At 58.8% G+C, this 23,216-nt stretch carries 20 protein-coding genes, 1 other RNA gene and 1 pseudogene; 16 read left to right on the forward strand and 6 right to left on the reverse strand.

All coding sequences use genetic code 11. From position 1 onward, the window contains the following. The first annotated feature begins 57 nt into the window (after window positions 1-57). The 3 genes from HEQ60_RS02785 to HEQ60_RS02795 all read left to right on the forward strand — a co-directional run bounded on the left by HEQ60_RS02785 (window position 58) and on the right by HEQ60_RS02795 (window position 4,661). Entirely contained in the window at window positions 58-2,535 is a 2,478-nt protein-coding gene (locus tag HEQ60_RS02785; RefSeq protein WP_168069287.1) for a penicillin-binding protein 1A, read from the forward strand. A gap of 115 nt (window positions 2,536-2,650) precedes the next feature. Beyond that, window positions 2,651-3,776 (forward strand): peptide chain release factor 2 gene (gene prfB / locus HEQ60_RS02790; protein WP_168069289.1). Its coding sequence is split into 2 segments (ribosomal slippage): window positions 2,651-2,719 and window positions 2,721-3,776, totalling 1,125 coding nucleotides; the frame shifts between segments, so codons are not numbered across the junction. Window positions 3,777-3,779: 3 nt separating this feature from the next. After that, window positions 3,780-4,661 (forward strand): alpha/beta hydrolase, encoded by an 882-nt coding sequence (locus HEQ60_RS02795; RefSeq protein WP_168069291.1) that lies wholly within the window; start codon window positions 3,780-3,782, stop codon window positions 4,659-4,661. Here HEQ60_RS02795 and HEQ60_RS02800 read toward each other — a convergent pair. Continuing rightward, a complete protein-coding gene (locus HEQ60_RS02800; RefSeq protein ID WP_168069294.1) occupies window positions 4,595-4,954 on the reverse strand; it encodes a hypothetical protein in 360 nt (119 codons plus the stop codon). The genes HEQ60_RS02795 and HEQ60_RS02800 overlap by 67 nt on opposite strands. A 182-nt stretch (window positions 4,955-5,136) precedes the next feature. On the opposite strand from HEQ60_RS02800, the gene HEQ60_RS02805 reads away from it, so the two are divergent. Continuing rightward, window positions 5,137-5,679, forward strand: coding sequence for a hypothetical protein (locus tag HEQ60_RS02805; RefSeq protein WP_168069296.1), 543 nt, complete (start codon window positions 5,137-5,139; stop codon window positions 5,677-5,679). A gap of 84 nt (window positions 5,680-5,763) precedes the next feature. On the opposite strand, the gene HEQ60_RS02810 is transcribed toward HEQ60_RS02805, so the two are convergent. From HEQ60_RS02810 to tyrS, 4 genes and pseudogenes are all read right to left on the reverse strand, one after another. Beyond that, on the reverse strand, window positions 5,764-6,549 hold the full coding sequence (locus HEQ60_RS02810) for a MetQ/NlpA family ABC transporter substrate-binding protein (RefSeq protein WP_168069298.1): 786 nt from the start codon (window positions 6,547-6,549) through the stop codon (window positions 5,764-5,766). A gap of 31 nt (window positions 6,550-6,580) precedes the next feature. After that, complete coding sequence (locus HEQ60_RS02815) at window positions 6,581-7,267, reverse strand: methionine ABC transporter permease (protein WP_168069300.1); 687 nt, start codon at window positions 7,265-7,267, stop codon at window positions 6,581-6,583. A 61-nt stretch (window positions 7,268-7,328) separates the two neighbouring features. Further along, a pseudogene (locus tag HEQ60_RS02820) lies at window positions 7,329-8,048 on the reverse strand (methionine ABC transporter ATP-binding protein); the annotation flags it as partial. A gap of 254 nt (window positions 8,049-8,302) precedes the next feature. After that, a complete protein-coding gene (tyrS, locus tag HEQ60_RS02825) occupies window positions 8,303-9,580 on the reverse strand; it encodes a tyrosine--tRNA ligase (RefSeq protein ID WP_168069304.1) in 1,278 nt (425 codons plus the stop codon). Window positions 9,581-9,683: 103 nt separating this feature from the next. Between tyrS and HEQ60_RS02830 the strand changes: the two genes are divergently transcribed. Beyond that, a complete protein-coding gene (locus HEQ60_RS02830) occupies window positions 9,684-10,790 on the forward strand; it encodes an anhydro-N-acetylmuramic acid kinase (RefSeq protein ID WP_168069306.1) in 1,107 nt (368 codons plus the stop codon). Between the two features lie 40 nt (window positions 10,791-10,830). Here the strand turns inward: HEQ60_RS02830 and HEQ60_RS02835 are convergent, their stop codons facing one another. After that, the gene (locus HEQ60_RS02835; RefSeq protein WP_245183741.1) at window positions 10,831-12,093 is read right to left on the reverse strand and encodes a gamma-glutamyltransferase; all 1,263 of its coding nucleotides are present in this window, start codon (window positions 12,091-12,093) and stop codon (window positions 10,831-10,833) included. A 100-nt stretch (window positions 12,094-12,193) separates the two neighbouring features. Here HEQ60_RS02835 and HEQ60_RS02840 point away from each other — a divergent pair, with 100 nt between their 5' ends. The 11 genes from HEQ60_RS02840 (at window position 12,194) to mraY (ending at window position 23,209) form a co-directional block, all read left to right on the forward strand. Continuing rightward, window positions 12,194-13,531 carry a M48 family metalloprotease gene (locus tag HEQ60_RS02840; protein WP_168069310.1) on the forward strand — a complete coding sequence of 446 codons (1,338 nt, stop codon included), beginning with the start codon at window positions 12,194-12,196 and terminating at the stop codon, window positions 13,529-13,531. Window positions 13,532-13,581: 50 nt separating this feature from the next. After that, window positions 13,582-14,337, forward strand: coding sequence for a DsbA family protein (locus tag HEQ60_RS02845; RefSeq protein ID WP_168069312.1), 756 nt, complete (start codon window positions 13,582-13,584; stop codon window positions 14,335-14,337). 121 nt (window positions 14,338-14,458) lie between these two features. Beyond that, entirely contained in the window at window positions 14,459-14,788 is a 330-nt protein-coding gene (hspQ, locus tag HEQ60_RS02850; protein ID WP_066134807.1) for a heat shock protein HspQ, read from the forward strand. Between the two features lie 46 nt (window positions 14,789-14,834). Next, an RNA gene (gene rnpB, locus HEQ60_RS02855) (RNase P RNA component class A) lies at window positions 14,835-15,225 on the forward strand. A gap of 338 nt (window positions 15,226-15,563) precedes the next feature. Beyond that, the gene (mraZ, locus tag HEQ60_RS02860; protein ID WP_168069314.1) at window positions 15,564-16,019 is read left to right on the forward strand and encodes a division/cell wall cluster transcriptional repressor MraZ; all 456 of its coding nucleotides are present in this window, start codon (window positions 15,564-15,566) and stop codon (window positions 16,017-16,019) included. Window positions 16,020-16,022: 3 nt separating this feature from the next. Then, window positions 16,023-16,979 (forward strand): 16S rRNA (cytosine(1402)-N(4))-methyltransferase RsmH, encoded by a 957-nt coding sequence (rsmH, locus tag HEQ60_RS02865; protein WP_168069316.1) that lies wholly within the window; start codon window positions 16,023-16,025, stop codon window positions 16,977-16,979. Further along, window positions 16,976-17,371: a hypothetical protein gene (locus HEQ60_RS02870; RefSeq protein WP_168069318.1), complete on the forward strand. Its 396-nt coding sequence runs from the start codon at window positions 16,976-16,978 to the stop codon at window positions 17,369-17,371. Before rsmH ends, HEQ60_RS02870 begins: the two co-directional genes overlap by 4 nt. Before the next feature lies 1 nt (window position 17,372). Then, window positions 17,373-19,187, forward strand: coding sequence for a peptidoglycan D,D-transpeptidase FtsI family protein (locus HEQ60_RS02875; protein WP_245183726.1), 1,815 nt, complete (start codon window positions 17,373-17,375; stop codon window positions 19,185-19,187). Further along, a complete protein-coding gene (locus HEQ60_RS02880; RefSeq protein WP_168069320.1) occupies window positions 19,174-20,661 on the forward strand; it encodes a UDP-N-acetylmuramoyl-L-alanyl-D-glutamate--2,6-diaminopimelate ligase in 1,488 nt (495 codons plus the stop codon). Before HEQ60_RS02875 ends, HEQ60_RS02880 begins: the two co-directional genes overlap by 14 nt. Next, the gene (locus HEQ60_RS02885) at window positions 20,658-22,067 is read left to right on the forward strand and encodes a UDP-N-acetylmuramoyl-tripeptide--D-alanyl-D-alanine ligase (protein ID WP_168069322.1); all 1,410 of its coding nucleotides are present in this window, start codon (window positions 20,658-20,660) and stop codon (window positions 22,065-22,067) included. The genes HEQ60_RS02880 and HEQ60_RS02885 overlap by 4 nt, the downstream gene beginning before the upstream one ends. A gap of 56 nt (window positions 22,068-22,123) precedes the next feature. Beyond that, the gene (gene mraY, locus HEQ60_RS02890) at window positions 22,124-23,209 is read left to right on the forward strand and encodes a phospho-N-acetylmuramoyl-pentapeptide-transferase (protein ID WP_066134785.1); all 1,086 of its coding nucleotides are present in this window, start codon (window positions 22,124-22,126) and stop codon (window positions 23,207-23,209) included. The last annotated feature ends 7 nt before the right edge of the window (window positions 23,210-23,216 follow it).

A 23,216-nucleotide genomic window follows, 5' to 3' on the forward strand; every position in this document is an offset into this window, starting at 1 on the left:
TCTCGGGCGTATAGGCATCTGCGGCAGCGGCGCCGTGAAACAAAGGTATACCCGCTCATGTCCAGGGTTCTGGTCGTTGTTTTCAGTTTGTTGCTTTTGTCCATTATTGTCGGGATCGCTGTTGTTGGCAGCGTTATGTGGCACTTTGGACGTGATCTGCCGGACTATCGGCAGCTGGCTGACTACCAGCCACCAATCACAACGCGCCTTTATGCCGGCGACGGGCGGCTGATCACTGAATATGCTGTCGAAAAACGGGTTTTTGTCCCTGTATCGGCCGTGCCTCGCCGGGTTGTCGACGCCTTCCTGTCCGCTGAAGACAAGAACTTTTACCAACACTACGGCCTGGATCTGACAGGCCTGGCCCGCGCGGTTATCGTCAATGCCCGCAATTTCGGTTCCGACAAACGCCCGGTTGGCGCCTCTACAATCACGCAACAGGTCGCCAAGAACTTTCTGCTGACCAACGAAGTATCCATAGAGCGCAAGATCAAGGAAGCCATTCTGGCCCTGCGTATCGAACAGGCCTTCTCCAAGGATCATATTCTGGAGCTGTACCTGAACGAAATCTATCTTGGCTACGGTTCCTATGGCGTAGCAGCAGCAGCCCTGAATTACTTCAACAAAACGCTGGATCAGCTCACCGTTGCCGAAGCTGCCTACCTGGCTGCTGTCCCCAAGGCCCCGAACAACTACCACCCGGTGCGCAAACACGCTGCTGCCCTGGAGCGACGCAACTGGGTCATCATGAGAATGCTGGAAGACGGCAACGTCAGTCCGGAAGAAGCCACCGCAGCCTTGGCAGACCCCCTGGAAACCAGGGACCGCGATGAAACAGAGTATGTCCGGGGTGCTGATTTCTTTGCAGAAGAAGTCCGCCGGCAAATTGTTGCCCGCTATGGCGAGAATTCCCTTTACAAGGGAGGCCTCGCCGTCCGGACAACACTGGACCCCATCTACCAGCACCTTGCTGAGAAAGCCCTTCACAACGGCCTTATTGCCTATGACCGCCGCCATGGCTGGCGGGGCGTTCTGGCAGAACTGGCCGATCCGGGTGCCTGGAAACAGGTTCTGGGCACATTCCGCCCCCCCCTTGGCACACCCGAGCATTGGGGACTGGCCGCCGTCCTGAAAGTTGAACGGGAACGGGTTGTGGTTGGCTTTGCAGATGGCAGCACCGGAACCGTTTCCTTTCAGTCCATGAAATGGACACGGGCGCAAAGCCCGGGCGCTATCGTCAAGGTTGGCGATATCATCCTGGTTGGGGAAACCAACCGGGCGCATGAATACAGTCTGGAACAAATCCCCAAGGTAGAGGGGGCCCTTGTGGCCATGGATCCCCACACCGGGCGCGTTCTGGCCATGGTGGGTGGATTTTCGTCCGAACGGTCGGAGTTCAACCGCGCCACACAAGCCCTGCGCCAGCCGGGATCGGCGTTAAAGCCATTTATCTATCTGGCTGCCCTTGAGTCGGGATTCAGCCCGTCAACCCTGATCATGGACGCCCCCTTTGTGTACGACCAGGGCCCAGGCCTGCCGCTCTGGAAACCTAAAAACTACTCTGGCCAATACTATGGCCCGACAACACTGAGGGTCGGGCTGGAGAAGTCCAGAAACCTGATGACCATCCGTCTGGCCCAGGCCACCGGCATGGACAAAGTTGCGCACACCGCTGAAATCTTCGGCATAGACCGGAAGTTCCCGCGCAATCTGGCCTCATCCCTGGGTGCCGGGGAAACCACGGTTCTGCGCCTGACAACAGCGTATGCCATGCTGGCCAACGGCGGAAAACGGATTACACCAACCCTGATCGACCGAATCCAGGATCGCAGCGGCACAACGGTATACCGGCATGACACACGTCCATGCCCGGATTGCCGTGATGTGTTCTGGACAGGACAGCCGATGCCGGAAATTCCGGATTACCGGGAACAGATCGCAGATCCACGCAGTGTGTACCAGATCGTGCATATTCTGGAAGGTGCGGTCCAATATGGTACGGCACGTCGCCTCGCGCCACTCGGGGTTCCCATGGCAGGAAAAACCGGAACCACAAATGACAGCAACGACACCTGGTTCGTCGGATTTACCCCGGATTTGGTTGTTGGCGCCTTTGTCGGGTTTGATGAACCCAAGTCACTGGGACAGCGGGAGACAGGCGCCAGTACAGCCCTGCCAATCTTCCACGATTTCATGAAAGAGGCCCTGAGAGGCAAACCGGTACGCCCCTTTGCTGTCCCACGCGGGATCCAGCTGGTCCGGGTGGATCACCGCAGCGGCCGCCTGGCCATGCCTGGTGACAGCGATGTCATCCAGGAAGCGTTCAAGGTCGGCAACAGCCCGGGATTTACCACCGGCACCGTTGTTGACGGATCGGCAGCCATGGCAGAAAACGTTGAAAGCCAGGACGATGCCGTCATTACCGACGAAGACGCCCTTCTTGGTCCTGCCGATGTGTACCGCGAACCAGCCGATAGTGCAAAACGCCCCCCACCCCGGCAGGATGGCCAACCCCGGGCCGGCGGGCTGTACTGAATGCAGGTATGCCATGCCGCAGGGTTGATACCACGGGCAAGATGCCATAAAACCCTCCTCCGTCCGGTGCAATGCCGGACACGGACATAAAAGAGAACAGGAAAGACACGAAACTATGCGCGCCGAAGCACAGGCGATGGCCGACGAGATCAAGCAGGCAATGGCCCTGCTGAGGAGGCATCTTTGACTGGGATACAGCCCACCTCCGACTGGATGAACTGAACGCCCTGGCTGAAAACCCGGCCCTGTGGGACAAACCGGCTGAAGCCCAGAAGGTGATGCAGGAACGCACCCGCCTGGAACAAGCCCTGACCAGCTTCCGCAAGCTGGAAGAGGAATTTGAGGACGCCTGCACCCTGGTCGAACTTGGCGAGGCTGAGGGTGATGAGCCAACCGTCGAGGAAGGACTGGCCGCCCTGCGCCAGGTTCACACGGAAACCGAGAAGCGCCAGCTGGAAAGCCTGCTTTCCGGTGAAGCAGACGCCAATGATGCCTATCTGGAAATCAATGCCGGGGCTGGCGGTACCGAAGCCCAGGACTGGGCCAACATCCTGATGCGCATGTATACCCGCTGGTGCGAGAAACACGGCTATACCGTCGAGATTCTGGAAGAATCGGAAGGTGAAGAAGCTGGCATCAAGTCTGTCACCCTTCAGGTCAAGGGACACAATGCCTATGGCTGGCTGAAGACCGAAAGTGGCGTGCACCGGCTGGTACGCATTTCACCGTTTGACAGCTCGGCCAGACGGCATACCTCGTTCTCGTCGGTATGGGTCTACCCGGTCGTTGATGACAACATCGAGATCGAGATTGCCGAAAGCGATTGCCGAATTGATACCTACCGGGCATCAGGTGCGGGTGGACAGCACGTCAACAGGACCGAATCCGCCGTGCGTATTACCCATATACCAACGGGTGTTGTCGTGGCCTGCCAGACACAACGGTCGCAGCACCAGAACCGCGATGCCTGCTGGAAGATGTTGAAAGCCCGCCTGTACGAGCTGGAACTCCAGAAACGCGAAGCGGCAAGCCAAGCCGAGCAAGACGCCAAGACAGACATTGGCTGGGGTCATCAGATCCGTTCATACGTGCTGCAACCCTACCAGATGGTCAAGGACCTGCGGACCAGCCTTGAAACATCCGATACCCAGGGTGTTCTGGATGGCGATCTTGATCCGTTCATGGCAGCATCACTGGCACAGAAGATCAAGGGATACGCCGACACGGCGAACAGCGGGTAGGCAATGAACAACCTGATCAACATAGCAGGGACAACACTGGGCATTGGCATTGCCCTCTATGTTCTGGTTGTTTTTGGCATGTTCGCTTTCCAGCGTCACCTTCTGTATAAACCGGAAGGAATACCGGCCCCGCCAAAGGCCAATGATGTGCCGGAAATGCGTGAAATCCTGTTCCGCACAACCGACGGACTGGCTCTTGCGGCCTGGTGGTCCCCACCCCCGTCGGAAGAAGCGGCAACCGTCATCATCTTTCATGGCAATTCGGGAAACCGGGCATGGGTAGCCCGCAAGATCCGCCTGTATCTGGATGCCGGTTTTGGCGTCATGGCACCGGACTATCGGGGATTTGGCGGAAATCCCGGCTCTCCCAGCGAAGACGGCCTGCGGATCGATGCGGTAGCGGCTCGCAACTATGTTCTGGAAGAAGGCGTGCGTGAAAATCGCCTTTTCTATCATGGTGAGTCGCTGGGAAGCGGCGTAGCAACTTGGCTTGCTACCGAACATCCGCCACGCGGACTGATTCTGGAGGCCGCCTTTACCAGTATCCCGGATGTCGCCCAAGGGATTTATCCATGGCTTCCAGCCCGTGCTGTCACTCTTGACCGCTTCACGTCACTGCGCCGTATCAGTCAGGTACGGGCACCGGTTCTGCTTCTACACGGCGAGAAAGATGAAACGGTGCCTCATACACACAGCCAGGAACTTCTGGAAGCACACCCCGGCCCCAAGCAAAGAATTACGTTCCCAGACGGCGAGCATGCCAATCTGTATGACCATGGTGCTGGCGTAATTGCCATAAGCTGGATACACGACCAACTTTATTCACGGGAGTCCGGATCCGCTGCTTCGGGCTCAGGGTCACTGCCTACGCCGGAGCACTTGTAATAACTGCGATGCGGTGTCGCGACCGAGCATTGCCAGCGCGCCGTATGGGAAAACAGAGCTGTCCGTCCGGTTCTGCGGCACTGCGCATCGGCCATGTCCTGCAGAACAGCGGAATCTTCATCCGAAACGTGGCAGATCACAATGCGATCCATGGTCGAAGCCCCAACCTGCTTGCCGGGGGCTCCAGCCTCACGTCGACTGTCAACCCATGGTGCCCCGGTACAACCGGCCACAAAGACCGCCAGCAAACATACGGAACCCAGAACCATCGCTTTCCAACACACAGACCGCACAGTATTACTCCTGCCTGTAAAAGAATGTCCTTCTTACCCCTCAAGACAAGATGGAGCAACAGGGACGCCATCTCCCCTTATTGATATTAGTTATCATTATCATAAATGATGTGGATTCCGGGTCACAACAGCCCTATAGTGAGCGTGTCCCTGTTCGGTTCTGCCTTCCCGGAGCATGCCTGATGTTTTCCGACAAAACCCTGACCCCGCGCGAAGCCGTACGCTTGTGTATTCTGGGAACTGTATACCAGAGTGCCATGCATTACGCTGATCTGGCCTCCTCTGCACGGCTTTTTATTACGCGGCTATCCGGTCCATCGCTGGAGTTGATGGGAACGTCAGTAGAGCTGCTGCGCTACGAAGGGCTGATTGAACCTCTGGATGGCAAGGGCATGGAAGACAACGCGCGTGTTGCCATAACAGAGGCCGGCCGGAATGCATTCCGTACCCTGATGACAGCCCCTCTGCGGCCTGCCAGCGATCTGTCCAAGCTTGTCACTGCACTGAAGTTCCGTTTCCTCCACCTCCTTCCCCCGAAAGATCAGCGTGAACAGGTTGATCTTCTGGTGGAAACACAGGAAACAGGCTTGGCCCGGTTGGCTGATCTACGCGATGCAACAGCCATGGATTCCGGCTACATGACACGCTGGCTGGATGAAGAAATACTGCGGGCAGAACAGAGACTGTCATGGCTACAGGGCCTGCGCGACCAGGTTGTCCCCTGAAAACACGAACAGGACACCTGCATTTTTGCGCCATAAAAAAAAACAGCGCCCACATCGGGGCGCTGCTTCGCGGAAAGACGCGGATCAGAATGCCGGAACAATCGCTCCCTTGAAGGTATCCCGGATGAAGGTGCGGATGTCCTCTGCCTGATAGGCAGCAACCAAGTCCTTGACCCAACCCTCGTCCTTGTCCTTTGACCGGACGACAACAATATTGGCGTACGGACTGCTGGCATCTTCAATCACAATGGCATCTTTCAACGGATTGAGACCCGCCTCCAAGGCATAGTTTGTGTTGATCGCTGCAATATCAACATCATCCAAGGAACGTGGAAGCTGAGCGGCATCCAGTTCTATGAATTTCAGCTTTTTCGGATTACCGGTCACATCCGCCGCACCCGGCGTCATGCCGGCAGACGGATTGACGGTTATCACGCCCTTGGCTGCCAACAGGAGCAACGCCCGACCACCATTGGATGGATCATTGGGGATAGCAACCTTTGCCCCCTCTTTAAGGTCGGACAGGGACCGCACCGTGCGCGCGTAAACACCCATTGGCTCGACAAAGTTTGTCCCGGCCACGGCCAGATCAACCCCCAGCCCCTTCTTCTGCTGTTCCAGATACGGAACATGCTGGAAGCTGTTGGCATCAAGATCACCGTTGGCCAAAGCCTGGTTGGGCAGAATATAGTCGCTGAAGGTGATAATCTTCAGGGTATGCCCTTTCGTCTTGATCAGCTCGGCCACCTTCTCGACAACCTGTTCGTGCGAGCCTGGTGTCACGCCAATACGGATCTCCTTGGCTTGGGCAAGCGAAATCAGGGTACCTGTGATAACAGCGGCCGCAGCCAGAACACCATACAAACGCATTGTAGAACCCCTTTATAATCTGCGTATCCGGTTACTGGATATTTCGTTTGTCAGCCTTGCGGGCCAACCAGTCCCCCAGTGTCTGGAGCCCCTGCACCAGAGCCACCAGGACCACCACCACGGCAATCATCACATCCGGACGGAAGCGCTGATAACCGTAACGGATTCCCAAATCCCCAAGACCACCCCCGCCAACGGCACCCACCATGGCGGAGTACCCAATCATCGCCACCAGGGCGAGGGTAATACCGTGGATCAAACCCGGCAGAGCTTCGGGGAGCAATACCTTGAACACCACCTGCAAGGGCCTTGCCCCCATTGCCTGGGCGGCTTCAACCAGACCGGCATCCACCTCGCGCACAGCCCCCTCGACAATACGGGCCAGAAAGGGCACCGCGGCGACGGTTAACGGAACAATTGCAGCCGTCGTGCCAATAGAGGTCCCCGCCACCAAGCGTGTAAACGGAATAATAGCAACGGCCAGGATGATAAAGGGCACCGACCGGGCGGCATTAACAGCCGGCCCGACCACAACCTGGAACCAGGGCATCTCGAACAGCTCACCCCGACGGCTTGTAGCCAACAGGACCCCAAGCGGAGCACCAAGCAGCACACTCAGGAACAGGGACACCGAGACCATATACAGCGTCTGCAGGGTCGCCTCCCACAAGATGCCGATCGTGGCACTATCGAGCAGCAGTTCGTGAATCGAAGGCATGGCCGTTCTCCAGGGGAATCACATTACCGTCTTCTTCCTCGTGACCATGCGCAAGCAGCAAACGGGTCACCGGGTGACGGGGGTCAGCAAAAACATCGGCAGTCGTACCGCTTTCCACCACTTCACCGTGGTCCATGACGGCAACCTTGTCACACAAAAGGCGTACCACCTCCATTTCGTGGGTGATCACCACCATGGTCAGGTTAAGACGCCGGTTGATATCTTTCAAAAGGCGCAGGATCTGGCGTGTGGTCTCCGGATCAAGGGCCGAGGTAACCTCGTCGCACAGCAGAACATGGGGCTTGCTGGCCAAGGCCCGCGCGATACCAACCCGTTGCTTCTGCCCACCGGATAGCTCCGACGGATAACGGTCACGCTTGTCCGCCAGTCCCACCAAAGGCAGCAGTGGCTCCACCGCCGCTTTTATGTCGGCGCGCGAGGCCCCCGCCAGCTCCAGCGGCAGGGCGATGTTCTGGAACACTGTGCGCGAGGACAACAGGTTGAAGTGCTGGAAAACCATCCCGACCCGACGACGAAACAGGGGAAGCTCCCTCTTGCTCAGGGCCAGGACATCGATGCCATCAACTTCCACCAAGCCGCTGGTCGGGCGCTCAAGAACATTGATCGTCCGCAACAAGGTTGATTTCCCGGCACCGGAACGGCCGATAATACCAAAGACCTCCCCTTCCCCGACGGTCAAGGTGACACCCTTCAGGGCAGCATGAGGCAAAGTGCCCTTACGGGCGGGATATACCTTGCACAAATCAATAAGACGGATCATTCAGGATCCTCCGGGCAACAAAAAAACCGCCAAGCCTTGCGGCCCGCGGCGCTTTGGGTATTCCCGTGCACTCGCTTTAGCCGCATTTATTAAGCGCCCGCAAGCTGAGAAGCAAATCGGCGCTGTACACACACGTTAGCGGAAAGAAAGCATACAATCAAGCCCTAAAAGTGCAAAATATCCGGGAGGACAAAACCGTGCGGTTGGGTCCCCGCCAAAAAGCCGGAATCCAACCGCACCCGAAAGGCAGGCAATCAGCCCAGACGCACCAATGCGTGCTTCTTTTTGCCTGCCGAAAGACGCACAGCACCATCCACCAGATCCGTCCGCGTCAGACAAAAGGCCTCGTCCCCAACGCGGGTATCATTAAGGCGAACACCCCCACCACGCACCAGACGCCGGGCCTCGCCCTTGGATGCTGCCAACCCGGTTGCAACCAGAACATCAAGGACAGAAACGCCCGCGTCCAAGGCAGAACCATCCAGCGACACCGATGGCAGATCATCACCGGCACGGCCACGTTCAAACGTTTCCTCGGCGGTACGGCGGGCCGCAACCGCTGCCTCATCACCACGGGCCAAGGCGGTAACAGCATCCGCCAGAATCTTCTTGGCCTCGTTGATTTCAGCCCCCTGCAAAGACTCAAGACGTGCAATTTCACCCAGGGGCAAATCCGTAAACAGGCGCAGGAAACGCCCGACGTCCGCATCCTCGGTGTTGCGCCAGTACTGCCAGAAGTCATAGGCCGGCAGGCGCTCCTCGTTCAGCCATACAGCACCGCTGGCTGATTTCCCCATCTTGGCACCGGATGCTGTCGTCAGAAGCGGCGAGGTCAGGCCAAACACCTCACGATACGACTCTGTACCACCCTGCACACGCCGCGTCAGTTCCACCCCGTTGACGATATTGCCCCATTGGTCGGATCCCCCCATTTGCAGGCGCACCCCTTTCCGCCGGGCCAGTTCGCAAAAGTCATACGCCTGAAGGATCATGTAGTTGAATTCCAGGAACGTTAGCGGCTGTTCCCGGTCCAGACGTAAACGGACCGAATCAAAGGACAGCATCCGGTTGATGGTGAAGTGGACACCGTACTCGCGCAGGAACGTGATGTAATCGATACCGGACAGCCAATCATTGTTGTCCACCATCATGGCGTCGGTGGCAGCATCACCAAACGTCAGATAACGGGCAAACACCTTACGAATGCCGGCCATATTTGCCGTAATCTGCTCATCGGACAGCAGGCGACGGGCTTCGTCCTTGCCAGAGGGATCACCGATACGCGTTGTACCGCCGCCCATCAGCACCACTGGCTTGTGCCCGGTCTTCTGAAGCCAGCGCAGAAGCATGATCTGGATCAGGGAACCAACGTGCAAACTGTCGGCCGTGCAGTCAAAGCCGATATAACCCGGCACGACCCCGGCGCACAGGGCATTGTCAAGGTTTGCCAGGTCGGTACACTGGTGAAAATAGCCCCGCTCGCTCACCACCCGAAGAAATTCAGAGCGGGGGGTGTAAACAGCGGTATTCATCGACAGGTTCCTTTTGTACAGCAGTCAAAACAGGGGTAGAAATCAGGTCAGGGGGCAAGCTTTAGCATACCTGCCCAGACACGACAACGGAGCCGGAACCGCAATGCTTCACCTGCCCTGCCGCGCCTTGGGACTGATGAGCGGCACGTCGCTGGACGGTGTGGATGCCGCCCTGATCGAAACCGATGGTGAGCGGGTCCACGCTTTTGGCCCTTTCCTGACCCAACCCTGGCCGGATGGTTTCCGCGATACACTGCGCGGGATTCTGGGGGAGAAAGACAACACGGAACAGGTCCGGCTTGCAGAAAAAACCTTGACCGACGTACACGCACGGGCCGTATCGGCCCTGCTGGAGAAAGCCGGGCTAAAGGCGCAGGACATCGGGATTATCGGCTTTCACGGCCAAACCATCCTGCACCGGCCCCAGCAACGACAAACCCGGCAGATCGGGGATGGTGCGCGACTGGCAGCCCTGACCGGTACACCGGTTGCCTTTGACTTCCGCAGTGCCGATGTCGCTGCCGGAGGACAGGGGGCGCCACTGGTACCGGTCTATCATCAGGCCCTGCTGGGATCTGTGGCCGATACAACGGTGGTGCTCAATATCGGCGGGGTGGCAAATGCCACGGTCATCACGCCCCATGGGCCCCTGATGGCGTTTGACACCGGGCCGGGCAATGCCCTGCTCGACGATTGGGCCCAGCGCCATACCGGCATACCGGCTGATACCGACGGTACCCTGGCCAAGGCCGGAACCGTTGACCACAAGGCCCTGGCCACCATGCTGGATGACCCATGGTTCCACAAGCCACCCCCCAAGTCCCTGGACCGGGACGATTTTTCGGGCATGATGCACCACGTTAACTCTCTGGGTGCAGCTGACGGCGCCGCAACCCTGACAGCATTCACCGTTGAAAGTGTCCACCTCGCACTGCGCTGGATGCCGACACCGCCAGCCCGATGGCTGGTCTGTGGGGGAGGACGCCACAACCCCGCGCTGATGTCCGGGCTGCGGGCAACCCTTGGGAACGTTGATCCGGTTGAAGCTGTCGGATGGAACGGCGATGCCCTGGAAGCGCAGGCTTTTGCCTTTCTGGCCGTACGCCACATCAGAGGATTGCCGCAAAGCTTCCCCGGCACAACCGGCTGCCCCCGCCCGATGACCGGAGGGCGCCTTGCCTTTGTACCGGCGCACGAGAAACCCGGCTGAGCAACAGCCCGGCCGGGTTCCCGCAACATAAAACAGGGGCCTATTCGCTACGGCGTCCGATCAGCAGGCCATAACCGGCACCGCGACTGTCCGCAGCCACACGACATGAGCCGGGCCAAGGCGGCAAGCCGCGCTCACAATGCAGGGCAGAGACCAGTGCCGGACCAGGGGCTGACGAAGAGAGTGCCATTACGGATTTCGGCAGGACATCATCCCCGCCTTTCCCCAGCACGGACGACAAGACGGCAACCGCATTCCCGGCGGCCCCGGCACCCGCCGCCGCAATACCGGAACGGAATTCGTTGACATGGTCATTGATGGCCAACGCAACCGCCAGAGGCGTATCGCCACCGGACGCAGGTGTCAGGAAGCTTCCAAAACCGGGGACCATCCGCCCGGTTCCGAACGGCTTGCGCATGGTCAACGCACAGGCCACGGCTGAGCCGGACGGATCAACCACCACAAAACCGGTACCACCGCTGTTCAGACCAGAAACGGGCGCAACGGCACGCTTGGTCCAGGCATCATGAATGCTGCCACCGGCACCGGACATCGGAGGTGTGTACAGAGTATCGTGCCCGTTCACGATAGATTCCGGGGTGACCCAGCGCGGCTTCCATGACCGCATATGCTCAAGGGTCAATGAAGCCCCGGCTCGCCTGGATGCGGCAACAAACTCACGCCCCAGGACGCCACCATACAAGTCAGCCGGATTCCGGCGCAGCCGCCCAATAAAGGCCGCCAGATCCATTTGGGTCAGATGATCGCCAGCCCGCACCGGCTCGCCGGTACCCCGGGCAAAAACCTGACGCGCTGCTGAATCGTGAACCAGACCGGCGCCATACGTGCCCAGATCAACAGCCAGCGCCCTGGAAACAGGTTCCCCGAACCGGGCCAGTTGCTCCGCCGGGCCAAGAATTTCTTCCCACCGCATACGGCCATAGCGGGCATGCAGGGCAAACAAGCCACGCGGCAGGGCTGGCACGGCTGCAGAAGACTGTCCGGGCAGGAAGTCCAGCACCTCTGTTTTGCCTTGGGCCCGGTCGTGCACCACGCAGATGCCACCCCCGCCGATACCAGCGGATGACGGCAGGGTTACAGCGAGCGAGAAACCCGCAGCAACAGCGGCATCAACCGCTGACCCGCCGGCTGTCAGCACATCACGCCCGACCAGAACAGCCCGCGGCTCATCTGCCACAATCCCGCCTGCAAAACCTTTTACATAACCCACTGTTCCGGTTTTCAGGTCACGGGCAGGATCCCAACATCCGGACAGGGCCGGAACCAGGGCTGTCATGACCATCGCCACAAACAGCCCCCGTTGACGGGGAAACATCCCCGCCCTACGCTTTGTTTCTCTTTCCGGGGTCAAGACTGTGCACATATTCTTCTCGATCACTCGCATGTTCCGATACGCTGTCCTGGCATTGTCCGCCGTGGCGGTTGTTCCGGGGAATGCCCTGGCCGGACGGGGTGGAGGCATCCTGCGGGATGCCGAAGTAGAAAGTATCATTCGTTCCTATGCCGATCCACTGTTCCGAGCCGGCGGCATTCCACCGGCCAGTGTCAGGATACGGGTGATCAATGACCCGTCGCTGAACGCCTTTGTTACATCCGGATCACGGATGTACATTCACTCCGGCCTTCTGGAACGTACCGAAAACCCGGAACAGCTGATTGGCGTCATCGCCCACGAAACAGGACATATTGCCGGAGGGCATATTGTCAACCGGATCGATGCCTTGGAAAAAGCCGGCATATCCAGCCTGGCAGCCCTGGCAGCAGGTATTGCCATCGGTGCCGTATCAGGCCGGGCGGATGCTGGGCTGGCCGTCACATCACTGGGAACCAGCGTGGCAACCCGGAACTATTTCTCTTTCTCCAGAACACAGGAAGCTTCAGCGGATGCCTTTGCCCTCAAGGTCCTGGACAAGACCGGGCAAACCGCAGAGGGGCTTCTGGAGTTCTTTCATATTCTGGAAGGTCAGGAATACCTGGCCTCGGCCAACCAGGATCCCTATGTCCGGACACACCCTCTGAACGCAGAACGCATATCTGCCGTTGCCGCTCATGTGGAGCAATCGTCTGCAACAACGCATGCACCAACGGCACAGATGGCCGCACACAAGAGAATGGTGGCCAAGATGTTTGCCTTTCTGCAAACTCAGGGCCGCACCCTGCAGAAATATCCGGAAACAGACCAATCTGTCGCGGGACGCTATGCCCGCGCCATCGCCTACTTCCGCCGTGGAAATACGGCCAAGTCCCTGCCCCTGATTGACGGCCTTCTGAAAGAGTATCCGTCCGATCCCTACTTTCATGAACTGCGCGGGCAAATGCTGGTGGAAAATGGGCGTGTTGCCGAAGGGCTGCCAAACTATCGCAAGGCTGTCTCGCTGCTGCCCAATGAACCCCTGATCGCCACAAGCTATGGCCATGCCCTGATTGAAAGTGGATCACCCGAAGCTCTGAAAGAAGCGGCACAGGTCTTGCGGACAGCCCTGGCCCGTGATCCGGAGAACAGTTTTGGCTGGAGACTTCTTGGCACAGCATGGGGACGCACCGGGAATGAAGGCCAGGCATCGTACGCCCTGGCCGAATATGCCCTGCAAACCGGTGAGCCATCGCAGGCATCCTTTCATGCCGGCAAGGCCGAAAAGCTGCTGGGGCAAAGCCATCCCCTGTGGCTGAGGCTTCAAGACATCAAGATGGAAGCCCAGAACCAGCTTGACAAGAAGTAGGCCTTTCCACTCTGCTCACGCACCGAAACACAAATCCGGAGAGCGCCCCAGTGCCCCTGTACCCGTTCCTTCGTCGCCCTGCCCTTTGCCTTATCGGCCTGATCGCCGTGGGCATTGCCTTCCCGACAACCACCTGGTCCTCTTCCCAGATCGACAGGACAGAGCTGCACCGGGAAATCCGGTCCTATCTGCTTGAACATCCGGAGGTCATTACCGAGGCCATAGACGTCTTGCGGGCACGTCAGGCAGAACAGGCAGAGACCGAACTGCGCTCCGTCCTGGAAACCCGCCGTTCCGAGCTGGTGGCCTCAACAGCCGATCCGGTTCTCGGCAACGCCAAGGGTGACGTAACAATCGTCAGCTTCTCCGATTATCAGTGCGGGTACTGCAAGCGGATGCTCAAACCCCTGATGGAGGTGCTGAAGCAAGATCCGAATGTGCGGATTGTTTTCAAGGAACTTCCCGTTCTTGGCCCGATGTCCACAAATGCGGCCGAAGCCGCTTTGGCTGCACACATACAGGGTAAATACCGGTCGTTCTATACAGCCATGATGGAGCACCGCGGCGTCTTGACCGAAGCCATCATCCGTGACACAGCGCAGAAAGCCGGGCTGGACATGAAGCGCCTTGACCGGGACATCAAGCAAAAGTCCATTGCCGGAACGCTGGAGAAGAACATTGCCCTGGCAACGGCACTGGGTATTCGCGGCACACCAGCTTTTGTCGTTGGCGACCGGATTCTACCCGGGGCCGTAGACACCAACACGCTCATGACGGCCATAAAAAGTGCCCGGGAAGCATCCTGATCACGTACTTCTGATCGCACATGGCTTGCGGGCCCCGTGGACATATCCTGTATCATCGTTCTTCAGGGCACATCTTATCCCGTAACCGGCCCGGATTCGGGCCCTTGCCTGTCGGGGAACGATGAACATACGCCACGCAAGATTCGAAATTGGCCAGATTGTCCGGCACAGGATCTTCCCGTTCCGCGGGGTGGTTTATGATGTAGACCCGATTTTCTCCAACACCGAGGAATGGTGGCTGGCCATACCGGAGGAGGTGCGCCCTCCGAAAGACCAGCCCTTCTACCATCTTCTGGCAGAAAATACCGAAGGCCCCTATCACGCATACGTTTCCGAACAAAGCCTGATCGAGGACAACAGCGGTGACCCCGTTGAACACCCGGACGTTGACAGCCACTTTGTCTGCCTGCGTGACGGACACTATGTTCCGCGCCATGGAACCCCGAATTGACTGTTTCTGCTTGACCCCGGCCCGGAACGCTCTATGGTCCGGTTCGCCAGATGGCCGGATGGTCGCCCCTTGCCACCTTTGATGATGGCGGGGGGAGGAAAGTCCGGGCTCCACGGAAAAACGGTGCCGGATAACGTCCGGCGGGGGCGACCCCAGGGACAGTGCCACAGAAAGCAGACCGCTGCGGCCTTGGCAGCAGCAAGGGTGAAAGGGTGCGGCAAGAGCGCACCGCGCCCCTGGTAACAGGGGCGGCATGGTAAACCCCACCGGGAGCAAGACCAAGTAGGGACGGCAGCCGCACCAAGCGGCAGGCACTTTTCCGGGCCGCCGTCCGGGTCGGTCGCACCAGGTGTCCGGTAACGGGCATCGCAGATGAATGACCATCCAGCGCACAGACCGTGCGTGGACAGAACCCGGCTTACAGGCCATCTGGCACTTCCCCCCTGCCGTTCAGGCGCATAATCCACAAAAAGAAACCCTTGCGCGATAAAATGCGTCGCGACAAAACCTGTACGCTCATGAAAAAGGTCAGCGTTCGTGCGGGATGCGGCCTTTTATTCCCCGGTGGCCAAATCCCGTTATCACAGGGTAGGTGTCGTTGACACCCATGTGATCCCATGACATACCATGACATACCATAATTGCTTCCCGCCCAGCACGGACTCCGGCCACCGGCTTCACTGTCGCTCAGGGCGTATCCAAGGCGGAAAGCGTTGCTCTTGACACACCTGCGGTGCTGGTCACACCGCCCAACCATGGGAAGGCCCGGGAAGCGATGTCGCTTTTCGTTTCCACGATCATCAACAAGATTGACCGGAAGGGACGGGTGTCTGTTCCGGCACTCTGGCGATCGTCCCTGACAGGGCAAGGTTTTGCCGGTGTTGTCTGCTACCCGTCGTTCACGACATCCTGCTTGGATGGCATGGGCATGGATCGCCTTGAAAAGATTGCCTCCAGCCTGGATCGGCTGGATATTTTCTCACCTGAACAGGATGAAATGGCCCAGCTTGTTTTTGCATCTGCACGCCAGCTCGCCTTCGATACCGAAGGCCGGATCATGGTCCCCGAGGATTTGCTCGAACATGCGGGGCTGTCGACTGAGGCTGCTTTTGTTGGTCGGGGGCGCACATTCCAGATTTGGGAACCATCCGCCCTGAAGAAGGCCGAAGCCGAAATCCGGCGCCGGGCAGCGGAACGCCGCCCGTCCCTGCACCTTGGCAGCGGGGACTGAACCATGACAACAGAAACAGCCCTGCATATCCCGGTTATGCTGACCGAAGTCCTGGATGGCTTGCAGGTACACCGTGGCGGAACATACGTTGACGGCACATTCGGTGCCGGTGGTTACAGTCAAGCCATTCTGGAGGCTTCAAGCGATACATGCGTTGTCGCCATCGACCGCGACCCCGAAGCCGCACCGCGCGCAGAGGATCTGGCCTCCCGCTATCCCGGCCGCTTCCTGTTCCTCCCCGGCCGCTTTGGTGACATGGCCTCCCTGCTGCAACAAGCCGGCGTTGGCCTTGTCGATGGTGTCACCCTGGATGTCGGGGTCTCGTCCATGCAGATCGATACCCCGGGGCGAGGGTTCTCTTTCATGCGCGAGGGTCCCCTGGACATGCGGATGGAAAAGGCCGGTCTGTCTGCTGCAGACATAGTCAATACTTTTGAGGAAGAGGATATTGCCTCGATCCTGTATCGCCTTGGCGAAGAGCGGCATTCGCGCCGCATCGCACGGGCCATTGTACGGGAACGCCACAACGGCCCACTGCAGACAACCCGCCAACTGGCCGAGATTGTCCGCTCTGTCGTGCACAAGGGCAAGGATACGATAGACCCGGCAACGCGGACATTTCAGGGACTGCGCATCTTCGTCAATGATGAAATCGGTGAACTGCGCCGCGGTCTGGAAGGGGCACAGTCCATACTGGCCCCCGGCGGACGACTGGCTATTGTGTCCTTTCACTCCCTGGAAGACCGCGAGGTGAAGGCCTTCCTGTCAGAACGCTCTGCAAAAAGCGTCTCACGGTTGTTACCAGGCGAAATACCACCCCCACCCGCAACCTTTGTCGGGTCAGGACGCAAGGCCGTACAGTGCTCGGCTGCCGAGGCACAACGGAATCCCCGGGCCCGCTCCGCAAAGCTGAGAGTGGATACCCGAACCAATAGCCCCGCACAGGATGGTGCAGCATGATCCGCGGCACCACGGCACTATGGGTTTTTCTTGTGCTGGCCGTCAGTGTCGGCATGTTTCTGATGAAATTCCAGGTCCAGAACCTGGAAGACCGACTGGCCGGACTCAACCGGGATATCCACAAGACGCACAACGAGATTCGCGTTCTGTCTGCCGAATGGGCTTATCTGAACGATCCGGCCCGTATTGCGGACCTTGCGTCGCGCCTGCTGGGCCTTGGTATCCTGGATGGACAGGCCATGGCCCAGATTACCGACCTGCCGCTGCAACAGCCCGAAAATCCTGCACACCGGGGAACCTTCTCCCCGACACTGGCCAACCATTCCAGTCCGGACGTGACACCATCACATACACCACGGTCCCGGGCTTCCTCCAGAACAGGGAAGCCATAGCATGATGGCCCGCCTGTTCCCGCATCGTCGGAAGGCCGCACCTTTTCTGTACCCGGGGGAAGAGCTTGTTCCATCCGCCGGCGTTGACCGGAAGGGAACCCACGTGGTCCTGGAAGGAGAAGTCAAACAAGCCTTGGAAACCGGGCGCGTCCGCATGCTGGTTACAGCCAGCCTGTTTGCTCTGGCTTTCTGCGGAATCAGTGTCCGGCTGTTCGACGTCATGGTCCTGGGGGCTGTTGACCACCCAATCTCGCACAGGGCCAGGGCCGTGGCGAGAACCGATGTTATTACGCACACGCGCGCAGACATTGTGGACCGGAACGGGCTTCTTCTTGCCACAAACCTGCCAACCGTCAATCTATATGCCGACAGCCAGAAACTGATCAACCCGGCCGAGGCGGCAGACAAACTGGTTGCTGTTCTGCCTCACCTGAACCGACACGACGTATTCAACCGTCTGACATCTGGTCGGCGCTTTGTCTATCTTGACCGGAACCTGACGCCACGCCAGCAGCAAAGCGTCAATTCCGAAGGTATTCCCGGGCTCTTCTTCGAGAATGCCGAGCGGCGCGCCTATTTGCAGGGTTCATTGTTCAGCCACGTCCTTGGCGCCACAGACCCCGACAACAACGGCATTGCCGGAACCGAACTGACCTTCAACGAAGCCCTGCGCCAGAACCCCTCCATCCCGCTGCGCCTGACCGTGGATGCCAGGGTCCAGCATGCCGTCCGCCACACTCTGTTGCGCAACATGGAAAAGTTCAGCGCCACAGCGGCAAGTGCCGTGATCATGGACGTACGCAGCGGAGAAATCGTGTCGCTGGTTTCACTGCCTGACTACCAGCCTGAAAACTTCGGGGCATCTGATGCCAATGCCCGCTTCAACCGGGTCACGTTGGGCGTTTATGAAATGGGCTCCATCTTCAAGCTGTTAAACACGGCCATGGCCCTGGAATCCGGTCAGATCCGCCTGCAGGACAGTTACGACACGATCAATCCGCTGAAAGTGGCACGCTTTACCATACGCGATGTACATCGTGAAAACCGCCGGCTGAATGTCGCCGAAATTCTGACCCGCTCGTCCAATATCGGTTCGGCACGGATGGCCATGCAGCTGGGAACCGAATTCCAGAAGAAATTCCTTGGCAGGCTGGGCATTCTTGATGCAGCCCGTATCGAACTTCCTGAAACGGGCCACCCGCTGTACCCTCAGCCATGGCGGGACATCAATACCATGACCATATCGTTCGGCCATGGCATTGCGGTCACGCCGATCAGCATGATCAGGGGGCTGGCTCCCTTGGTCAATGGCGGCTACATGGTTCAGCCCACCCTGCTGCCACGCGATGCCGGTGATCCGCAACCGCAGAAAGTCCTGCGCACGGAAACCTCCCTGGCCCTGCGCAAACTGATGCGGACCGTCATTACGGATGGCACGGCCCGCAAGGCCGAAGTTCCCGGCTATATGGTCGGTGGCAAGGGAGGAACAGCCGAAAAGATCTCTGCATCCGGTGGATACAACCGCAAAAACAACATGAACAGCTTTGCCGGTGCCTTTCCCATGGATGATCCACGCTATGCGCTGGTTGTCACACTGGACGAGCCAAAAGGACTGAAGTCCACATGGGGCTTTGCAACATCGGGATGGAATGTTGTTCCAACAGCCGGCGAGATCATTGCTGAAATTGGCCCCATTCTTGGTATACAGCCCCGTGTCAATGGCCAACCGATTGAAGTCAGGGCCATGAAAGCTGCCCAGGCCCGGGTGGCCAGAACAGCGGTTGTGGAAGAGGAAGGTATTGATGTTGCTCGGTGACTTGGCAGAAAAAGCTGGCATACAGAAGCCGGATGAAAGGGCTTGCCGGACAGACATCCTTGGCATTACGGCCGACTCGCGGCTTGTAAAAGGCGGTTTCCTGTTTGCTGCCATGCCCGGAACCCGGTCCAACGGGCAGGATTTTATTGCCGATGCCCTTCAACGGGGGGCCGTGGCGATTCTTGCCGCACACGGCACCGCCGCACCTCGTGAAGCATCCCGCATTCCTGTTCTTGGAACCGACAACCCCCGGCGCGATCTGGCTCGGCTGGCCTCTGCCTTCTATGCACGCCAGCCCGAAACAACAACCGCTGTCACCGGAACAAACGGGAAGACATCAACGGCTGTCTTTTTCCGCCAGATCATGACCCTTCTGGGCAAAAGGGCGGCCAGCTTGGGTACGCTGGGGCTGACCGGTCCTGACTTTGACTGTACAGAAGGCATGACTACCCCTGACCCGGTCAGCCTGCATCGCCTTCTGGCCATGGCGGCGGATCGGTCCTGCTCTCTCCTGTGCCTGGAAGCATCCAGCCATGGGCTGGATCAGTTCCGCCTGGATGCCGTGCGACTCAAGGCCGCCGCTTTTACCAACCTGTCCCGCGACCATCTGGACTATCACGGATCGATGGAAGCCTATCGGGCCGCAAAGACACGCCTTTTTACTGAGGTACTGGAGCCCGGTGGCCTTGCTGTCCTGAATGCAGACAGTCCGGAATTTGGTGCCTTGGATGCCGCAACCCGTAACGCCGGACGCAGAGTCTGGAGTTATGGCAGAAACGGGCATGAAATCCGCTTGCTTGAAAACCGGGCCAGCCCACGCGGACAAGCCCTGTCGCTGGATGTCCTGGGTAACAGGATGGATGTTGACCTGCCCCTGACCGGGCATTTCCAGGCGATGAATAGTCTTGCTGCACTTGGGTTGGTCCTGGCCTGCGATCGCTCCATCACACCGGCAGCAGCGGTGGCTACACTCCCCCGCCTGACCGGGGTGCCGGGACGGCTGGAATATGTAGGCAGCTGCGCTGATACAGCCACTGTATATGTGGACTACGCCCACACACCGGATTCCCTGGAACAGGCCATACTGGCCCTGAGGCCCCACACACAAGGGAGATTGATCGTTCTGTTCGGGTGCGGTGGTGACCGTGACCCCGGCAAACGCCCCCTGATGGGTGAGGTCGTACATCGCCTGGCCGATGGTGTCATCCTGACAGATGACAACCCGCGCACCGAAGACCCGGTCACCATCCGGGCTGCCGCACGAACCGGGTGCCCGGACGCTGTTGAAATCGGTGATCGCGGCGAAGCAATCCGCACCGGCATTGCCATGCTGCGTGCAGGCGACGTGCTGTTGCTGGCAGGCAAGGGGCATGAAAGCGGGCAAACCATCGGCGCAATCACGCTTCCTTTTGATGACCGCCACATTGCCCGGGAAGCCCTGAAAGCCCGCATGCTACAGGAGATGACACCATGACCCTATGGACATCATCGGACATTGCCAAGGCCGCCGACGGCAAGAGCAGCGGAACATTCCCGGTCACGGGCCTGTCGATTGACAGCCGGACAACAGCACCCGGTGATCTGTTCATCGCCCTGAAAGGCCCCAACTCTGATGGACATAACTGGGTAAGGCAGGCTCTTGAATCCGGTGCGGCCGGCGCCTTGGTCCACAAAGCGGTACCAGACGTCAATCCAGACCAGCTGATTATGGTCTCCGATACCTTTACGGCTCTGCATGCCTTGGGGCAGGAAGCACGGAACCGTTTTGGTGGCCGCGTGATCGGCGTGACAGGCAGTGTCGGCAAAACATCAACCAAAGACATGCTGGCGCACATCCTGGGCAATTTCGGTCCCACACATGCCGCCTTCGGGAGTTTCAACAACCACTGGGGTGTTCCGGTTACCTTGGCACGGATGCCTGCCGATGCACGCTACAGCATCGTCGAGATGGGGATGAACCATGCCGGCGAACTCCGCGTCCTGACAGCCCTCTCCCGGCCCGACATTGCCGTAATCACCTGGGTATCGGATGCCCATCTGGAATTCTTCCGTGATGTCTCTGAAATTGCTGACGCCAAGGCCGAAATTCTGGAAGGCGTACAGACTGGCGGCACAGCCATCCTGCCCCGCGACAATCCGTTCTACGAACGCCTGGAAACGCGGGCGCGGGATCTGAACCTGAACATCCTGACCTTCGGACAACACGGCGAGGCTGATGTGCGTCTTCTGGACCTGGTGATCGGGGCAGAGCAGACCGAGGTCTCTGTACGGCTTGACCGGGAAGGACTGAATTATACCATCGGGGCACCGGGTGCACACTGGGCCCGCAACAGCCTGGCCGCTCTTGCTGTTGTCCATGCGTTGGGGCTGGATACGACGCAGGCCGCACGCACACTGGCAACGCTGGTCCCCTCACAGGGACGGGGTCGGACCCGGATCATCCCCCTGCCCGATGAGCGTGGGTGTATCACGCTGATCGATGAAAGTTACAACGCCAATCCGGCATCGGTCCGTGCCGCTCTTGATGCTCTTGCCGTTGCAAAACCCGGACCGGGCGGACGACGCATTGCCGCACTGGGGGACATGCGCGAACTGGGCCCAACCGGTCCGGAACGGCACGCCGCCCTGGCAAAGGAAATTGTGGAACTGGGGATAGAGCAGGTGTATACCGCTGGACCCCTGATGATGAACCTGCATGAAGCCCTTCCCCCCCCGATCAAGGCCGCCCATGCCGTTGACAGTGCAACGCTGGCGTCGTTGATTGCCCCGGCCCTGAAAAATGGCGACGTTCTGATGGTCAAGGGATCATTCAGCACCCGGATGGGGCATCTTGTCTCCTTTCTGGAGGCCATGACCGACAGTGTAAGCGAAGCGACCTGACCGGAAACCCCCGCCCGTTTCCTCTTGCTACCCAAGGATCACAAGAAGACCACACGATGCTCTATTATCTATCCCAGCTGTCCGGCGATCTCAGTATTCTCAACCTGTTCCGGTATCTTACGTTCCGGGCCGGGGGCGCTGTGCTGACAGCCCTGCTTGTGGCCTTTGTCTTCGGGCCGGCTATCATCCGCTGGCTGAAGCACAAACAGAAGCAAGGGCAACCGATCAGGGAGCTGGGACCGGAAAGTCATCTCCTGACCAAAAAAGGGACGCCGACCATGGGCGGGATGATGATCCTGCTGGGATGCACGGTCTCTACCCTGCTGTGGGCGGATCTGGCCAATTCCTATGTCTGGGCTGTCCTGCTGGTCACCATCGGCTATGGCCTGGTTGGCATGATCGATGACCTTCTGAAAGTCACCAAGCGAAACACAAAGGGCGTTCCGGGCAAGATAAAACTGGTCGCACAATGTGCTGTCGGCGGGGTGGCAACATGGTGGATCATGTCGATCACAGACCCATCCATTGCATCGGCACTGACCATTCCATTCTTCAAGAATGTGCTGATCCAGATGGGTTGGTTCTATCTTCCTTTTGGCATGGTTGTCATTGTCGGCTCGTCAAATGCCGTTAACCTGACCGACGGGCTGGATGGGCTTGCAACGGTCCCGGTCATGATAGCCGCCGGCGTCTTTGCGTTGATCGCCTATTTCGTGGGATCAAACCTGTACGCAACCTATCTGGGGATCCAGCACATTCCCGGATCGGGCGAACTGTCGGTCTTTCTGGCCGCCCTTATCGGTGCATGCCTGGGATTCCTGTGGTTCAATGCTCCGCCCGCGATGGTTTTCATGGGTGATACCGGGTCCCTGGCCCTTGGTGGCGCACTTGGCAGCGTGGCTGTCGTGACCCGCCATGAGATTGTCCTTGCCTTGGTGGGGGGGCTGTTTGTGCTGGAAACCGTTTCTGTCATTGTCCAGGTTGTCAGCTTCAAGCTGACAGGGAAGCGGGTCTTCCGGATGGCTCCCTTGCACCATCACTTCGAGAAAAAAGGCTGGGCCGAGCCAACCATCGTGGTCCGGTTCTGGATTATTGCCACTATTCTGGCCATTCTGGGCCTGTCTACCCTCAAACTGAGATAAGGAAGCC

This window comes from Haematospirillum sp. H1815 (genome assembly GCF_012102705.1).
Classification (GTDB): Bacteria; Pseudomonadota; Alphaproteobacteria; order Rhodospirillales; family Rhodospirillaceae; genus Haematospirillum.

Excerpts from the sequence above, each read along its gene's own strand:
- HEQ60_RS02835 (WP_245183741.1), bottom strand. The coding sequence starts at position 12,093 with ATGGTCATGACAGCCCTGGTTCCGGCCCTGTCCGGATGTTGGGATCCT.
- HEQ60_RS02785 (WP_168069287.1), top strand. The coding sequence starts at position 58 with ATGTCCAGGGTTCTGGTCGTTGTTTTCAGTTTGTTGCTTTTGTCCATT.
- mraZ (WP_168069314.1), top strand. The coding sequence starts at position 15,564 with ATGTCGCTTTTCGTTTCCACGATCATCAACAAGATTGACCGGAAGGGA.
- HEQ60_RS02805 (WP_168069296.1), top strand. The coding sequence starts at position 5,137 with ATGTTTTCCGACAAAACCCTGACCCCGCGCGAAGCCGTACGCTTGTGT.
- HEQ60_RS02815 (WP_168069300.1), bottom strand. The coding sequence starts at position 7,267 with ATGCCTTCGATTCACGAACTGCTGCTCGATAGTGCCACGATCGGCATC.
- hspQ (WP_066134807.1), top strand. The coding sequence starts at position 14,459 with ATGAACATACGCCACGCAAGATTCGAAATTGGCCAGATTGTCCGGCAC.
- HEQ60_RS02880 (WP_168069320.1), top strand. The coding sequence starts at position 19,174 with ATGTTGCTCGGTGACTTGGCAGAAAAAGCTGGCATACAGAAGCCGGAT.
- mraY (WP_066134785.1), top strand. The coding sequence starts at position 22,124 with ATGCTCTATTATCTATCCCAGCTGTCCGGCGATCTCAGTATTCTCAAC.
- HEQ60_RS02795 (WP_168069291.1), top strand. The coding sequence starts at position 3,780 with ATGAACAACCTGATCAACATAGCAGGGACAACACTGGGCATTGGCATT.
- HEQ60_RS02885 (WP_168069322.1), top strand. The coding sequence starts at position 20,658 with ATGACCCTATGGACATCATCGGACATTGCCAAGGCCGCCGACGGCAAG.
- HEQ60_RS02875 (WP_245183726.1), top strand. The coding sequence starts at position 17,373 with ATGATGGCCCGCCTGTTCCCGCATCGTCGGAAGGCCGCACCTTTTCTG.
- HEQ60_RS02830 (WP_168069306.1), top strand. The coding sequence starts at position 9,684 with ATGCTTCACCTGCCCTGCCGCGCCTTGGGACTGATGAGCGGCACGTCG.
- HEQ60_RS02840 (WP_168069310.1), top strand. The coding sequence starts at position 12,194 with ATGTTCCGATACGCTGTCCTGGCATTGTCCGCCGTGGCGGTTGTTCCG.
- HEQ60_RS02810 (WP_168069298.1), bottom strand. The coding sequence starts at position 6,549 with ATGCGTTTGTATGGTGTTCTGGCTGCGGCCGCTGTTATCACAGGTACC.
- rsmH (WP_168069316.1), top strand. The coding sequence starts at position 16,023 with ATGACAACAGAAACAGCCCTGCATATCCCGGTTATGCTGACCGAAGTC.
- tyrS (WP_168069304.1), bottom strand. The coding sequence starts at position 9,580 with ATGAATACCGCTGTTTACACCCCCCGCTCTGAATTTCTTCGGGTGGTG.
- HEQ60_RS02870 (WP_168069318.1), top strand. The coding sequence starts at position 16,976 with ATGATCCGCGGCACCACGGCACTATGGGTTTTTCTTGTGCTGGCCGTC.